Origin of the sequence: Sphingomonas faeni (genome assembly GCF_024273235.1) — a bacterium.
GTDB classification, from domain to species: domain Bacteria; phylum Pseudomonadota; class Alphaproteobacteria; order Sphingomonadales; family Sphingomonadaceae; genus Sphingomonas; species Sphingomonas faeni_A.
Genome location: NZ_JANBVH010000001.1, coordinates 173228 through 187170 on the forward strand (window position 1 = coordinate 173228; position 13943 = coordinate 187170).

The 13943-nt window shown below is 67.9% G+C and carries 12 protein-coding genes; 4 read left to right on the top strand and 8 right to left on the bottom strand.

All coding sequences use genetic code 11. The features are described from left to right. The first annotated feature begins 57 nt into the window (after positions 1-57). Positions 58-942: a TIGR00730 family Rossman fold protein gene (locus tag NLI89_RS00795; RefSeq protein WP_254685240.1), complete on the top strand. Its 885-nt coding sequence runs from the start codon at positions 58-60 to the stop codon at positions 940-942. Positions 943-1172: 230 nt separating this feature from the next. Here the strand turns inward: NLI89_RS00795 and NLI89_RS00800 are convergent, their stop codons facing one another. Continuing rightward, positions 1173-1877 (bottom strand): c-type cytochrome, encoded by a 705-nt coding sequence (locus NLI89_RS00800; protein ID WP_254685241.1) that lies wholly within the window; start codon positions 1875-1877, stop codon positions 1173-1175. Positions 1878-1993: 116 nt separating this feature from the next. Between NLI89_RS00800 and NLI89_RS00805 the strand changes: the two genes are divergently transcribed. Beyond that, entirely contained in the window at positions 1994-2896 is a 903-nt protein-coding gene (locus NLI89_RS00805) for a prephenate dehydratase (protein WP_254685242.1), read from the top strand. Between the two features lie 125 nt (positions 2897-3021). On the opposite strand, the gene NLI89_RS00810 is transcribed toward NLI89_RS00805, so the two are convergent. The 3 genes from NLI89_RS00810 to NLI89_RS00820 are packed head-to-tail and all read right to left on the bottom strand — an operon-like array spanning position 3022 to position 5434. Next, positions 3022-4419 (bottom strand): ATP-binding protein, encoded by a 1398-nt coding sequence (locus NLI89_RS00810; protein ID WP_439144455.1) that lies wholly within the window; start codon positions 4417-4419, stop codon positions 3022-3024. 11 nt (positions 4420-4430) lie between these two features. Next, on the bottom strand, positions 4431-5096 hold the full coding sequence (locus NLI89_RS00815; RefSeq protein ID WP_056061146.1) for a response regulator transcription factor: 666 nt from the start codon (positions 5094-5096) through the stop codon (positions 4431-4433). Positions 5097-5119: 23 nt separating this feature from the next. Then, the gene (locus NLI89_RS00820) at positions 5120-5434 is read right to left on the bottom strand and encodes a hypothetical protein (RefSeq protein ID WP_254685243.1); all 315 of its coding nucleotides are present in this window, start codon (positions 5432-5434) and stop codon (positions 5120-5122) included. A 121-nt stretch (positions 5435-5555) separates the two neighbouring features. On the opposite strand from NLI89_RS00820, the gene NLI89_RS00825 reads away from it, so the two are divergent. Both NLI89_RS00825 and NLI89_RS00830 read left to right on the top strand, forming a co-directional pair. Next, positions 5556-7337 carry an ABC-F family ATP-binding cassette domain-containing protein gene (locus tag NLI89_RS00825; RefSeq protein ID WP_254685244.1) on the top strand — a complete coding sequence of 594 codons (1782 nt, stop codon included), beginning with the start codon at positions 5556-5558 and terminating at the stop codon, positions 7335-7337. A gap of 101 nt (positions 7338-7438) precedes the next feature. Further along, positions 7439-7669 (top strand): hypothetical protein, encoded by a 231-nt coding sequence (locus NLI89_RS00830; RefSeq protein ID WP_254685245.1) that lies wholly within the window; start codon positions 7439-7441, stop codon positions 7667-7669. Between the two features lie 43 nt (positions 7670-7712). Here NLI89_RS00830 and NLI89_RS00835 read toward each other — a convergent pair whose 3' ends face one another. The 4 genes from NLI89_RS00835 to prsK are packed head-to-tail and all read right to left on the bottom strand — an operon-like array spanning position 7713 to position 13943. Next, the gene (locus tag NLI89_RS00835; protein ID WP_254685246.1) at positions 7713-8516 is read right to left on the bottom strand and encodes a DUF815 domain-containing protein; all 804 of its coding nucleotides are present in this window, start codon (positions 8514-8516) and stop codon (positions 7713-7715) included. Between the two features lie 39 nt (positions 8517-8555). Beyond that, positions 8556-10556, bottom strand: a complete 2001-nt coding sequence (locus NLI89_RS00840; protein ID WP_254685247.1) for a tetratricopeptide repeat protein — start codon at positions 10554-10556, stop codon at positions 8556-8558. Further along, positions 10549-11907: a PEP-CTERM-box response regulator transcription factor gene (gene prsR, locus NLI89_RS00845; protein ID WP_254685248.1), complete on the bottom strand. Its 1359-nt coding sequence runs from the start codon at positions 11905-11907 to the stop codon at positions 10549-10551. Before prsR ends, NLI89_RS00840 begins: the two co-directional genes overlap by 8 nt. Beyond that, entirely contained in the window at positions 11904-13943 is a 2040-nt protein-coding gene (prsK, locus tag NLI89_RS00850; protein ID WP_254685249.1) for an XrtA/PEP-CTERM system histidine kinase PrsK, read from the bottom strand. Before prsK ends, prsR begins: the two co-directional genes overlap by 4 nt.

The following is a 13943-nucleotide window of genomic DNA, read 5'->3' on the forward strand; positions in this document are numbered from 1 at the left end:
ATTCGCAGGAAAACGGCAGTCTAGCCCTGCGCCTGGCTTTCCTCTAATCCCGCCTGAATGACAGATACACGAGTACCGGCGCGCGTTTTCGCGAACGCCAGCCAGGATGCCGAGTCCGCCCGCGACTCCGTTTCTACGCCGCAGACGCAGCACCCGCACTACCGGCTTGCCTTCCAGGACATGGACTTCCTGTTGCGCGAAGACCTGAGGCCGGTGCGGTTCCAGCTCGAATTGCTGAAGACCGAACTCGTCCTCGACGAGGCGAAGATCGGCTCGACGTTCGTGTTCTACGGCTCGGCGCGTATCCCCGAGCCGTCGAAGGCACAGGCGTTGCTGGCACTGGCGACCGACGAGAAGTCGAAGAAGATCGCCCAGCGGCTGGTCGAGAAGTCGAAATATTACGACGTCGCGCGCGAGCTGGCGGCGAAGGTCAGCGTGCTGCCGCGCGACGAGCGTGGCTGGCGGCAGTTCGTGGTGTGCTCGGGTGGTGGCCCGTCGATCATGGAAGCGGCCAACCGCGGCGCGGACGACGTCGGGGCCGAATCGATCGGGCTGAACATCGTCCTGCCGCACGAGCAGGCGCCGAACCCGTATGTAACCCCATCGCTGTCGGTGCAGTTCCACTATTTCGCGCTGCGGAAAATGCACTTCCTGCTCCACGCGCGGGCGCTGGCGGCGTTTCCGGGTGGGTTCGGGACGTTCGACGAGTTGTTCGAACTGCTGACGCTGATCCAGACGGGGAAGATCCAGCCGATCCCGGTGTTGCTGTTCGGGCGCGCATTCTGGGAGCGGGTCGTGAATTTCGATGCGCTCGTCGAGGAAGGCGTCGTCAGCGAGAAGGACCTGTCGATCTTCCGCTATGTCGAGACGGCGGACGAGGCCTGGAACGCGGTGCAGTCGTTCTATCGCGAGCGGGCGGAGAAGGAAGCCGCCGAGGGCTGAGTTTACTCGCGGTTCCAACTACTACCCACTCCGTCATCCCGGCGCACGCCGGGACCCATGGACACGGAGCGTCCGCTTATGACGCTGACCGCAACCGTGGGTCCCGGCTTCCGCCGGGATGACGGAATGGGGCAGGATTGGAACGTAGACTACGCCCTGCATCTTGGACCTATCCTCCCCCCACCAAGGGGGGAGGATAAAGCCTTGCCGGTCATCCCGGCCATTAGCGATTACTTCTCCGAGCGGGCGCCTTTGCGGGCAGCTTCCGGATCGATCGACGGGGCGCCCGAGGCGGGCGTGCCGGTGTTGGCGATGTCCGCGGTATCCGCGCCGTTCTCCACCGCAGCTTCGGCCGCGTTGGCGGTTGCAGGCTGGTCCGCGCCGGCGGCCGGTGCAGCGCCCGCGGCGGGTGCCGCGGGGAGCGGGAGGTTCGAGCCCTGCTGGTTGAGATACAGGATCACGTTGGCGCGGTCCTGCGCGTTGCCTAGCCCGGCGAAGGTCATCTTGGTGCCGTTGGCGAACTTGCGCGGGGACGTCAGCCACGCGTTCATCTTGTCGAAGTCCCAGGTGCCGCCGACGCCGGCCAGCGCCGCGGAGAAGGCGAAGCCGCCCTTGCCCTTGGCGATCGCTTCGCCGAGCGTGCCGTACAGGTTCGGGCCGACGCCGTTGGCGCCGCCCTGGTTGATCGTGTGGCAGGCCGCGCACTTCTTGAACACTTCGGCGCCCTTGGCGGCGTCGGCGGTCGGCAGCAGTGAGGCGATCGGCACGTCGGCGGCGGCACCGCCTGCGCCTTCCTCGACCACGCCTTCGATCGCGTAGCCCATCTTCTCGGGTCGCTCGCCGTGGAACATCATCCCACCGACGATCGACAGCCCGAGCGCCGCGCCACATCCTGCGAGCACCCAGCCGGCGATCGTATTGGTCCGATTGTCCATCTTGCGCATCCGCCCTGTTCTGTTTGGGATAGCCATAGAAAAGGCGGGCGCGCACCGCAAGCCGCGCCTGCACCCGCTATTGAACATGCGCGCGTCGCCCATTACGCGCCCGGCGGATGGAAAACTTCGCCGTACCCGCCCGCCCGATCGTCGCGCGGATGACCGAGGCCGCCGCCGCAGACCCCGCGCGCGCCGTCGCGTTCCAGGGTGCGCCAGGCGCGAACAGCCATGTCGCCGCGATCGAGGCGTTCCCGGACGGCCTGCCCCTGCCCTGCTTCGATTTCTCCGACGCGATCGACGCGGTGAAGGACGGTCGCGCCGACTGCGCGATCATCCCGATCGAGAATTCGCTGCACGGCCGGGTCGCGGACATTCATTTCCTGCTGCCCGAATCGGGGCTGGTGATCACCGGCGAGCATTTCCTGCCGATCCGCCATGCGCTGATGGGTGCGGGTCCACGCGACGGCATACGCCAGGCGATGAGCCATCCGCAGGCGCTGGGCCAGTGCCGGCACTGGCTGAAGGCGCACGGGATCGAGCCGGTGAGCTATCCCGACACGGCTGGGGCTGCGGCGAAGGTGGCGGAACTGGCCGATCCCGCGATCGCGGCACTGGCTCCGCCTGCCGCCGCGGGGCTGTACGGGCTGGAATTGCTTGCGACCGACATCGCCGATGCGGATCACAACACGACGCGGTTCGTGGTGCTGGCGCGCGGCGGCAAGCCGCCCGCGGCGCAGGAGCCGGTCGGCGGCGAATGGATGACGACGCTGATCTTCGAGGTGAAGAACGTCCCCGCCGCGCTCTACAAGGCGGTTGGCGGGTTCGCGACCAATGGGGTGAACATCACCAAGCTGGAGAGCTATCAGCGCAACGGCAGTTTCTCGGCGACGGAATTCTATGCGGACGTGGTGGGGAAGCCGGGCGACGCGAACCTCGACCATGCGCTGGAGGAACTGGGGTTCCATTCGAAATGGCTGCGGGTGCTGGGGACGTATCGGCAGGCGCGGTCGCGGGGGTGACCTTAACTTGCGCCCCTCCCTGAAAGGGAGGGGTTGGGGGTGGGTCGGGTTCCGCGGGGCCGAACCGCTGGGGCTCGATTGGGCCTACCCACCCCCGGCCCCTCCCTTTCAGGGAGGGGGGAAGATCAGTTCGCGGCGGGCAACCTGAGGCGCACGAGTAGGCCGCCTAGGTCTTCGCTCTCCTCCAGCGCTACCGTGCCCTCGTATATCTCCGCGACGTCCCGCACGATCGCCAACCCCAAGCCGGTCCCGGGCTTCCCCGTATCGAGCCGCACGCCGCGATCGAAGATGCGGACGCGTTCCTCTTCCGGGATGCCGACGCCGTCGTCCTCGACCAGGAACTCGACGAAGCCCGATTGCGCGCCGACCGTGACGAACACGCTGCCCCCACCATATTTCGCGGCGTTCTCGATCAGATTGCCGAGCATCTCGTCGAGATCCTGCCGCTCGACATGGACCTGCAACCCGCGCGGGCCGGTGACGTCGATCCGGACGTGGCGGTACAGTCGCCCGACCGCGCGCTCGACCGATTCGAGGCTGGGCCAGACGTCGGCGCGACTGTGCGCGGACCCGCGGCGGCCGACTGCACGCGCCCGCGCCAGGTGGTGGTCCACTTGCCGGCGCATCGTCCGGGCTTCCCGGATCACGGTATCGGCAAGGTCGTCGGACTGCGCGGTGGCGGCGTTCATGATCACCGTCAGCGGCGTCTTCAGCGCATGCGCGAGGTTGCCGGCGTGACGGCGCGCTTCCTCGGCCTGACGCTCGTTGTGCTCGATCAGCGCGTTCAGTTCCTCGACCATCGGCGCGACCTCGACCGGCATCGCGCTCGACACGCGGTTCGACTGGCCGGCGCGCATCCGGGCGATCTCCTCGCGTACCCGGCGCAGCGGCCAGAGCCCGTAGAAGGTCTGGAGCGCCGCCAGGATAATCAGTCCTAGACCCAGCAGCGCGAAGCTGCGGACGAGCGTGCGGCGCAACGTCTGGATCTGCGCATCGAGCCCGTCGCGGCTCTGCGCAACCTGGAACCGCCAATGCACCTTGGAGCCGGGGATGACCGCATCGCGCTCGACGATCCGCAGCTTCTCGTCGGGAAACTGCGTGCTGTCGTAGAAATGCGCGTTGCGATCGTCGTGCGGGCTGCCGAACGCGAGCTTGCGATCCCAGAGCGACCGCGACGGGAAGTCCTCGCGCCCCTTGCCCGACACCTGCCAGTAGAGCCCGGAATAGGGCTCGACGAAACGCTGGTCGGCCGCGGCATCGCGCGAGAAGATCACCTCGCCCTCCGGTCCGATCTCGGCCGAGTTCAGGAGCGAGCGGAGGACATATTCGAGCTGGTCGTCGAAATTGCGCGTCACCGCCTGGCTCAGCACGCGGTCGAGCGCGAACCCGCCGCCGCTGAGCAGCACGACGATCCACACCGCCGCGATCAGGATCATTCGCCGCGACAGCGAACCCTTCACGGCCGCCGGTACGCGGAGCGGCGTCTCGGCGGTCGGGGGGGCAGATATCGGAGCGCTGTCCATGACCGGACCGATCAGGCGTCCGGATCTTCGAGGCTGTAGCCGAGGCCGCGGATCGTCGTGATCACGTCCTGGCCGAGCTTCTTGCGGATGCGCGTCACGAACACCTCGATCGTGTTCGAATCGCGATCGAAATCCTGGTCGTAGATATGCTCGATCAATTCGGTACGGCTGACGACCTTGCCCTTGTGATGGAGCAGGTAGCTCAGCAGCTTGTACTCCTGCGCGGTCAGCTTCACCGGTTCGCCGGCGCGCGTGACCTTGCCGCTGCGCGTGTCGAGGCGGATGTCGCCTGCGGTCAGCTCGGACGAGGCGTTGCCCGACGCGCGGCGGATCAGCGCGCGCAGGCGGGCGATCAGTTCCTCGCTCTGGAACGGCTTGGCGACGTAATCGTCCGCGCCTGCATCGAGCCCGGCGACCTTGTCGGACCAGCTGTCGCGTGCGGTCAGGACCAGCACGGGCATCGTCTTCCCCTCCTTGCGCCAGCGATCGAGCACGGTCAGCCCGTCGATCTCCGGCAGGCCGAGATCGAGCACGACCGCGTCGTAATTCTCGGTCGAGCCGAGGAAATGCCCCTCCTCGCCATCGACCGCGAGATCGATCGCATAGCCGGCCCCCTCGAGGGTATTCTTCAATTGCTGGCCGAGATTCGGCTCGTCCTCGACGATCAGAACGCGCATGATAGTCCTCTCGATTGGGGGTTTCAGCGACCCGTGCGGCCGACGATCTGGCCGTTGCGGCCATCGACGTCGACCCAGATGACGGTTCCATCGCGCAGGAATTTCAGCGTGTAAATGGCGCTGCCCGAATCATAGTCCGAGCCGAGATACTGCGCGCCCTTCATCGTCGGGATCACGCGCGATTCGATCTCGCGCAAAGACGGTGCGCCCGTCCTGCGCGCCTGCAACGCCGACATCTGATCGCTGCGACGCTGCGGGGGGTCCCCCACCAGCATCGGTGCGGCACCCATCATTAAAGGCGCCGCGGCCAAGGTCGCAAGGAAAAGCAACATCTTCATGGCCGTGGCATAGGCCTCCCGCATTGAACAGCCTGTGAATGATCGCGACAGGCGCCCGGCAGCACGAAGCACGCGAGGTGTAACTTGCCTGCATCACTTCGCCCCCCTACGTGGCGCGGACATGGCAGCACCAATCTTAGCATTCGAAGGCCTCGGGCTCGTCCAGGGCTCGGGATGGCTCTTTCGCAACCTCGACATTCACATCGGACCGCGCGACCGGCTCGCGCTGATCGGCCGCAACGGCGCCGGCAAGACGACCTTGCTCAAACTCCTCGGCGGCAGCGTGATCGCCGACGAAGGGCGCCGGACGATCGTCCCCGGCACCCGCGTCGTGATCCTGGAGCAGGAGCCCGACCTGCGCGGATTCGCGACGCTGCGTGACTATGTGATGGCGGGCGACGATGCGCCGGTGAATTACGAGGCGGATTCGATCGCGGATCAGCTCGGAATCGACCTGTCGCGCGAGGCTGCCTCCGCTTCGGGCGGCGAGCGGCGCCGGGCGGCGATCGTCCGCGCGCTGTCGCAGGACCCCGACGTGCTGCTGCTCGACGAGCCGACCAACCATCTCGATATCGGCGCGATCGAATGGATCGAGGACTGGCTCAAGCGCTTCCGCGGCGCGTTCGTCGTCATCAGCCATGACCGTACCTTCCTGACCCGTCTCACCAAGCAGACGCTGTGGCTCGACCGCGGCGCGATCCGTCGGGCGGAGATCGGTTTCGGCGGGTTCGAGGCGTGGACCGAGCAGGTGTATGCCGAGGAACAGCGCCAGGCCGAGAAGCTCGATGCGCGCCTGAAGCTGGAGGAGCATTGGCTGCTCCGCGGCGTCACCGGGCGGCGCAAGCGCAACCAGGGCCGCCTGACCAAGCTGCACGAGATGCGCGCCGAACGCGCGTCGATGATCGGGCCGCAGGGCTCTGCGAACCTGACCACCAGCAGCGACGACACCAAGTCGAAGGTCGTGATCGACGCCAAGAACGTCACCAAGGCTTATGGCGACCGCACGATCATCGGCGACCTGACGTTGCGGGTGACGCGTGGCGACCGGATCGGCATCGTCGGCCGCAACGGCGCGGGCAAGTCGACGCTGCTGAAGCTCCTGACCGGCGAGATCGAGCCCGACAGCGGCACGATCAAGCTGGCCAAGACGCTGGATGCAGTCGTGATCGACCAGCAGCGCAGCCTGATGGCGCCCGAGAAGACGGTCCGCGAAGTCGTCGTCGACGGCGGCGAATGGATCGACGTGCTTGGCGTTCGCAAGCACATCCACGGCTATCTCAAGGACTTCCTGTTCGACCCGAACATGGTCGACGCGAAGATCGGCTCGCTGTCCGGTGGTGAGCGCTCGCGGCTGTTGCTGGCGCGCGAGTTCGCCAAGCCGTCGAATTTGCTGGTGCTCGACGAGCCGACCAACGATCTCGATCTCGAGACGCTCGATCTGTTGCAAGAAGTGATCGGCGATTACGACGGCACCGTGCTGATCGTCAGCCATGATCGCGATTTCCTCGACCGGACCGTGACGATCACGCTGGGGCTCGACGGCTCGGGCACGGTCGACGTGGTCGCGGGCGGGTACGAGGACTGGGAAAAGCGTCGCGTTTCGACGACGACCGGCAAACGGGCATCGAAGAAGGTTTCAGCGACCGCGCCAGTGGCGGCCGCCCCCCGTGCGAAACTGACGTACAAGGACCAGCGCGATTACGAGTTGCTGCCCAAGCGGATCGAGGAACTCGACGCGCAGATGGCGGCGGATGCGGCCAAGCTCGCCAAGCCGGACCTGTACATGCGCGACCACGCGACGTTCGCGAAGCTGACCGCGGCGATCGAGGCGGCGCGCGCCGAGAAGGAAGCAGCAGAACTACGCTGGCTCGAACTGGCCGAGATGGTCGACGGCGCACCGTGATCGGAATGCAACACCTCTGAATTACACGCAAATCCCGGCAGGAACGATTTGACATATATTGCGTTGCGATACATTGGCGTAGTTTAACTCTGGAGACTATTATGAAGCTCAAGGCTCTTACCGGCGGCGCACTCGCGATCGCAATGATGACCACTTCGGTTGCTGCGTCGGCTGCTCCTGCAGCTGCAGCACCTGTTCGCGCCGGTTCGGTGACGAACAACAAGAGCGACCTCGCAGGCGGCGGCGGCATCTTCGCGATCCTGATCGCAGCTGGCGTTGCAGCGATCGGCGTTATCGCGATCGTCAAGGACGACGATTCGGACAGCAACTGATGTTGCCGGGCCGGCGCCTCGGCGTCGGCCCACCCGTTTCGGGCTAGAGCGCCTTTCCGGCTCGCCCCGCAAGATTGACGATATATTGCCACGCCACGCGCCCCGATCGGCTGCCGCGTCGTGTCGCCCAACCGATGGCCTCGCCCGGTTCGAAACTCAGATCATGTACCGCCGCATAGGCTGCGACGATCGCCAGATACCCATCCTGATCCAGCGCATGAAAGCCAAGGCTGAGGCCGAATCGATCGGCCAGCGCCAGATGGTCGTCCGCTGAATCGCGCGGATTGATCGCGCTTTCCTGTTCGGCGATGTCGCGCGGCGCGAGATGCCGGCGGTTCGCGGTCACCAGCAATCGCACATTGGCGGGTCTGGGCTCCGCCCCCCCTTCCAGCACGGATCGCAGCGCCCGCGCCTCGGCCGGCACCTCGAACCCCAGGTCGTCGACGAACAGCGCAAAGGCACGATCGACCGGGGCCAAGGTCGCGAACAGGGTCGACAGCTCGGCAAGGTCCGAAATCTCGACAAGCGCGAGGTCGCTACCGCCCTGCTGCACTGCCGCGACGGCACTCTTCACGAGCGCCGACTTGCCGGTCCCCCGCGCGCCCCACAAAAGAACGTCCTGCGCGGCGTGGCCCTTTGCGAGGCGGTCGAGATTCGCCAGCAACGCCGCCTTCTGCCGATCGACCCCGACCAGCGTCGCGAGCGGTAGCGGCGCAAAGCCGCGCGCCGGACTCAATGTGCCGTTCCGCCAGACATAGGCCGGATGCGCGAGCGGGTCGGCAGCAGGCGGCGGTGGCGGCGAAAGGCGTTCGAGCGCGGCGGCGATACGGTCGAGGGGGTCGGTCATCGCTCGCTCTTGGCGTTACGATCCCGCCGAAACAAGCATTCAGCGGAGCTGGCGGAGATGTCCGGCGATCGCCGCGTCGGCAGGGGCGAGTCGCACGGCCTTGGCCAGAAGCTGCCGTGCACCCGCGATATCGCCATTCGCGGCCAGCGCGACGCCGTACGCATCGCTGGCGGTCGCGCTCATCGGCAGGAGCCGATATGCCGCCTGCCCATAGCGAACCGCGATGGCACCGTCGTCGCTACCCGCATAGGCGAGCGCTAAGTCGATCAACACGCCGCCGTCGCGATTCCCCACGCGACGACGCACGCCTTCCAGCGTCTCGATCGCCGAATCCCAATCGCCCGAGGCGACCTGCCAATGGCCGAGCAACCGCTGACCGGTGAGGCTTTGCGGGTTTTGCGACAGATACAGGGCGAGCGACGCGGCGGCGTCGTTCGCGCGCCCTGCTCGACCGAGGGCATCGACAAGCCGCAACATCGTCGGCTCGTCGAACGAAAGGTCGGCGGCGCGTGCATATGATCCCGCCGCCTCGCCGTACCGCCCCGCAGCGGCCAGCGCGTCGCCGAGTGCGAGTTGAGCGGCGGGCGCGCCCGGGCCTGCCGCGACGAGGCCGCGTGCGCGGGCGATCGCGCCTGCGGTATCGCCGCTGGCGATCTGGGAACGGATCACGCCGAGCACATAGGTCGGGTCACCCCGTGCCGTAGCGGCCTCCGCCAACAGCCCACCGATCGCGGCATCGGTGGCGAATACGGCCGCCGGCGCCACCGGGCCGGCGGCCGCGCGATCGAGAAACGTCGCGGCCGATCCCCAATCCCCCGCTGCTTCGAAGGCGCGCGCGATCAGCGTCAGCGAATAGCTGTCGGCATCGGCGCGCGTGCCGATCGGGCGCAGGGTGTCGAGCACGCCGCGCGCGTCTCCAGACCGAAGCAGCGCCGCGGCGAGCAACCGTCGCGCCACGATGTTGAGCGGTTGCTGCGCGACGAGCCGCCGCCAGGTCATCGCAGCCAGTTCGAACTTGCCTTGCGCATAGTCGAGACTACCCGACAGCAGCAGTGTCCCCGGCAGTCCCCTGACCGCATTGCCGCTACGCTGGAGCAGCGAGCGGGCGAGATCGATCCGTCCCGCGCGTACGGCGAGCACGGCCTGCAGATACAGCGCCTGCGGACTGCCGGGCCGCGCCAGCAATGCCGCACGCGTCGCCGCGAGCATGTCGACATTGCGTCCGGCATCGCCGAGCGTCGCGGCGTATTCGATCAGCGCCGGGTGATAATAGGCGTCGCGCTGCAGCGCCGCCTCGAACCATGGCAGCGCGGCGATCAGGCCGTAACGGCTGCGAACCACCTCGCCCTGCAAGGTCAGCGCGGCGGGATCGTGCGGCGCCGATGCCACTGCCCTAGTTGCCGCGACCGCTGCGCCGCCGACATCGCCCGCAATCAGGCGGAGGCGTCCGAGATCGGTCCACGCCGCCGCATCGGTGGGCGTACGAGCGAGCAGCGCCTCGAGCCCGGCCCGCGCCTCGACGATCTTCCCTTGCGCGGCATAGGCGCGTGCGGCGATGCGGGTCGCATAGTCGGCATAGCGCGGCGACGCCTCCGCGACCTCGTCGAGCGCACCGTCGGGATCGCCCTGCAACAAACGGGCATGCGCCTGGAGCTGGTGCAGGCGATCGGCTGGCATCCCGGCATCCTCCGCGCGCGTCAGTTCGGCCTCCGCAGCCAGCCCGTCGCCGAGTTCGAGATGCGCACGTGCGAGCACCGCATGCGCGATCGCCCAGGTTGGCGCGGCGGTGATCGCGGCCTGCGCGTTGGTCCGCGCGGCGCTGTAGTTTCCGGCGTCCAGCGTCGCCAGGCTGTCGGCGAGCGACCGACGCGCATCGGGCCGCGGCGCGCGCATCGCAAGCGCGATGCCGATCCCGACGACGACGAGACACAACACGCAGATCGCCAGCAGGCGCACACGCTCGCCGGGAATCACCGCCGGCAATTTCAGCCACCGCCGTCGCCTGCGCCGTCGCAGCATCGGATAGGTCGGGTCAGGCATGAAGGTCGTAGCTTTTCAGCAGATCGTAGAGCGTCGGCCGGCTGATCCCGAGCAAGCGCGATGCGCCGGAGATATTGCCGTCCGCCCGTGCCAGCGCCTGGCGGATCGCCTTACGGTCGGCGAGTTCGCGGGCGGCGCGCAGGTTGAGCGCAGAGGCATCCTCCGCCTTGCCGTCGAGGTCGAGATCGGTCGCGGTGACCAGCTTGCCGTCGGCCATGATCACCGCGCGCTTGATCCGGTTCTCCAGCTCGCGGACATTGCCCGGCCAGCCCCATCCGTCGATCGCGGCCCGCGCGTCGGGAGCAAGGCCGGTGACCACGGGGTTCATCGACGCGGCGTAGCGCGTGACGAAGTGGCGCGCGAGCAATACCGCGTCGCCGGTCCGATCGGCCAGCGCGGGGATCCGCACGACGATCTCGGCGAGGCGGTAATACAGGTCCTCGCGGAACCGACCGTCGGCGACCATCGCGTCGACATTCTGGTGGGTGGCGCAGACGATCCGCGTGTCGACCGGTATCGCTTTGCGCCCGCCGACGCGTTCGATCACGCGCTCCTGGAGAAAGCGTAGCAGCTTCACCTGGAGCGCGAGTGGCACGTCGCCGATCTCGTCGAGGAACAGCGTGCCGCCGGCGGCCTGTTCGATCTTGCCCTCGGTAGTCTTCACAGCGCCCGTGAACGCGCCCTTTTCGTGACCGAACAGCTCGCTTTCGAGCAGGGTCTCGGGGATCGCCGCGCAGTTGATCGCGACGAGATTGCCGCGCGACCGTGGCGACGCGTCATGCAGGCCACGCGCGAGCAGTTCCTTGCCGGTGCCGCTCGCACCGAGCAGCATCACCGAGACGTTGGCCGGTGCGACCCGTTCCAGCGTGCGCGTGACCGTCGCCATCTCTGGTGAGGCGCTGATCAGGCCGCCGAAACCGCCCGAATCGATCCGCGCGGCGAGGCGGCGGTTCTCCGCCTCCAGCGCATGGACATGAAACGCGCGGCTGACGATCAGGCCGAGCGCATCGATATCGATCGGCTTGGCGTAGAAATCCCAGGCGCCGTCGGCGATCGCCTGCAAGGCGCTTTCGCGGGCACCGTGCCCCGAGGCGACGATCACCTTGGTATCGGGCTTCATCGCGAGGATATCGCGCAGGGTGGCGAACCCTTCGGTCACCCCGTCCGGGTTGGGCGGCAGGCCGAGGTCGAGCGTGACGACGGCGGGCTCATAGGCACGGATCGCATCGAGCGCCTGCGTCCGGTCGCTGGCGACGACGATCTCATAGCCTTCATACGCCCAGCGGAGCTGACGCTGGAGGCCGAGATCGTCCTCGACGATCAGCAGGACGGGGCGGCCCTTGTCGCTCATGCCGCCGCCTCCAGCGAAAGCACGGCGGGAAGCAGGATGCGGAAGCGCGTGCCCTCGCCCTCGCGGCTGACGACCTCGAGCGCGCCGCCCATCGCGTGCACCAATTGTCGCGCCTCGAACGCGCCGATGCCGAACCCCGCGGGCTTGGACGACACGAACGGGCGGAAGAGCTGGTCGCGGACGAAGCCGGGCGTCATGCCGCAGCCGTGATCGATGACGTCGATCGCCACCCGGTCGCCGATCGTTTCCACCGACAGCAGGACCGGATCGTCCGCGCCACTGGCCTCGATCGCGTTCTGGACGAGCTGGCCGAGGACCTGTTCGAGGCGAGCGGCATGGCCCAGCGCGCTGGCTGCGCCACCGCGCATTACGATCGGGTGCTGGGCCCGGCGGGCAGTCGCGACACGCGCGACGATCGCGGTCACGTCGAGCGGCTGGAGTGGCTCGCCGCGGACGGGGCCGTGCTGCGAAAGGCGGGCGAGCAGCGCGTTCATGCGATCGGACGAGTCCTTGAGGGTCGCGACCATGTCGACGCGGAAATCGGGGTTGTCGGCATGGCGTTCGGCGTTGCGCGCCACGAGCGTCAGCTGGCTGACGAGGTTCTTGATGTCGTGAAGGATGAACGCGAAGCGGCGGTTGAACTCGTCGAACCGCGCCGCATCCGCCAGCGCCGCATGCGCGCGATCCTCCGCGAGATAGCTTGCCGCCTGCCGCCCGGCGACCCGAAGCAGGTCGAAATCCTCCCAGTCGAGCGCCCGGTCGACCGGCGGGCGAGCCAGCACGATCGCACCGACCAGCGCGCCGCCATGGACCAGCGGGACGATCGCCCAGGCTTCGGGGCTTTCCTGGAGCCACGCGGGTACGCTCGCCAGGTCTTCGGCGGATGCGGTGCCCGCGCGGACCGGGTCGAGCTCGACGATCCGGGCGTCGCGCGCGAGGTAAGCGGCAAGCGCGTCGTCAAGCGGTCCATCGGCCGTTCCGAGCCAGTTCCACGCCGTGCCAAGCCCCAGCGACGTGCCATCGGCCACCAGCAACAGGCCGCCGGGCGAGTCGGTCAGGTCGGCGATCGACTTCACCACGCGGATATCGAGCGTCTCGGCACCGACGCCCGGCCTGCCGAGCGTATCGGTGAAACGCTGCCACTCGGCGCGGTAGTCATAGCGGTGACGGAAGAGGTGCTTGGCGATCTTCACCTTGGTCCAGGCGCGCAGCCACGGCGTCGACAGCAGCGCCAATATGCTCGCGGTCGCACCGAACACGATCGCGGTCTGCACGGTGCGCGCATGCTGCCCGGCATAGCCGGCGGCGATGCTGGTCGCGAGCGCGGTAATGCCGGCGTAGAGTATGAGCGCGACCGCCGACAGCGCGCGCACCGCGATCGGGCGCGACAATGCCAGCGTCCAGTCGCCGCTGCGGTGCACGCCGACCGCGAGCAGCACCGCGACACCGCTCATCACGACGCCGCGCGCGACGATCGTGGCGATGGTCCAGCGCGCGTCGAAATAGACCGAGGCCGAGACGACAAGGTCAGCGGCCCACATCGCGGCAAGCGCCAGCACGGCCAGCCGGATGCCGCCGCGCGAGGCCGGGGCCGCTTGATAGAGGTGATGGACCAGCACGAGGCCGCTGACGGCGCCCATCATCCGCAGCAGGGTCCGTGCCGATGCCAGTGCAGCCAGCGCGTCGGCATCCAGCGCCATCTGCTCGACGATCGCCAGCAGGGCGGCGGTACCGGCGAGCGCCATGACCACGAAATAGACGGCACTCAGCGCATGATTGCTCGCCCGATCACGTCGGACCAGCGCGAGCATGAAGCCGAGCCAGGCGATGTCGCGCACGCTGGCGGCGATCCGCGTCGCGACGTCGCGCGAGTCGATCCCGGCGACTGCGAGCGCCCACAGGCTGGTCGTCGCCAGTGCGACCACGAGCGCGGCATGCGGCCAATGCCCGCCGGGCTGCCGCAATTGCGCCAGCGCCAGCGCGCCGAACAGCAGCGCCGCGAGCGCGTGGCTCCACAGCACCAGCGTCGTGATCAT

What these genes read in the sequence shown, in the direction of transcription:
- NLI89_RS00835 (WP_254685246.1), bottom strand. Translation starts at nt 8,516, where the DNA reads ATGACCGACCCCCTCGACCGTATCGCCGCCGCGCTCGAACGCCTTTCG.
- NLI89_RS00820 (WP_254685243.1), bottom strand. Translation starts at nt 5,434, where the DNA reads ATGAAGATGTTGCTTTTCCTTGCGACCTTGGCCGCGGCGCCTTTAATG.
- prsR (WP_254685248.1), bottom strand. Translation starts at nt 11,907, where the DNA reads ATGAGCGACAAGGGCCGCCCCGTCCTGCTGATCGTCGAGGACGATCTC.
- NLI89_RS00825 (WP_254685244.1), top strand. Translation starts at nt 5,556, where the DNA reads ATGGCAGCACCAATCTTAGCATTCGAAGGCCTCGGGCTCGTCCAGGGC.
- NLI89_RS00800 (WP_254685241.1), bottom strand. Translation starts at nt 1,877, where the DNA reads ATGGACAATCGGACCAATACGATCGCCGGCTGGGTGCTCGCAGGATGT.
- NLI89_RS00815 (WP_056061146.1), bottom strand. Translation starts at nt 5,096, where the DNA reads ATGCGCGTTCTGATCGTCGAGGACGAGCCGAATCTCGGCCAGCAATTG.
- prsK (WP_254685249.1), bottom strand. Translation starts at nt 13,943, where the DNA reads ATGATCACGACGCTGGTGCTGTGGAGCCACGCGCTCGCGGCGCTGCTG.
- NLI89_RS00795 (WP_254685240.1), top strand. Translation starts at nt 58, where the DNA reads ATGACAGATACACGAGTACCGGCGCGCGTTTTCGCGAACGCCAGCCAG.
- NLI89_RS00830 (WP_254685245.1), top strand. Translation starts at nt 7,439, where the DNA reads ATGAAGCTCAAGGCTCTTACCGGCGGCGCACTCGCGATCGCAATGATG.
- NLI89_RS00840 (WP_254685247.1), bottom strand. Translation starts at nt 10,556, where the DNA reads ATGCCTGACCCGACCTATCCGATGCTGCGACGGCGCAGGCGACGGCGG.
- NLI89_RS00805 (WP_254685242.1), top strand. Translation starts at nt 1,994, where the DNA reads ATGGAAAACTTCGCCGTACCCGCCCGCCCGATCGTCGCGCGGATGACC.
- NLI89_RS00810 (WP_439144455.1), bottom strand. Translation starts at nt 4,419, where the DNA reads ATGGACAGCGCTCCGATATCTGCCCCCCCGACCGCCGAGACGCCGCTC.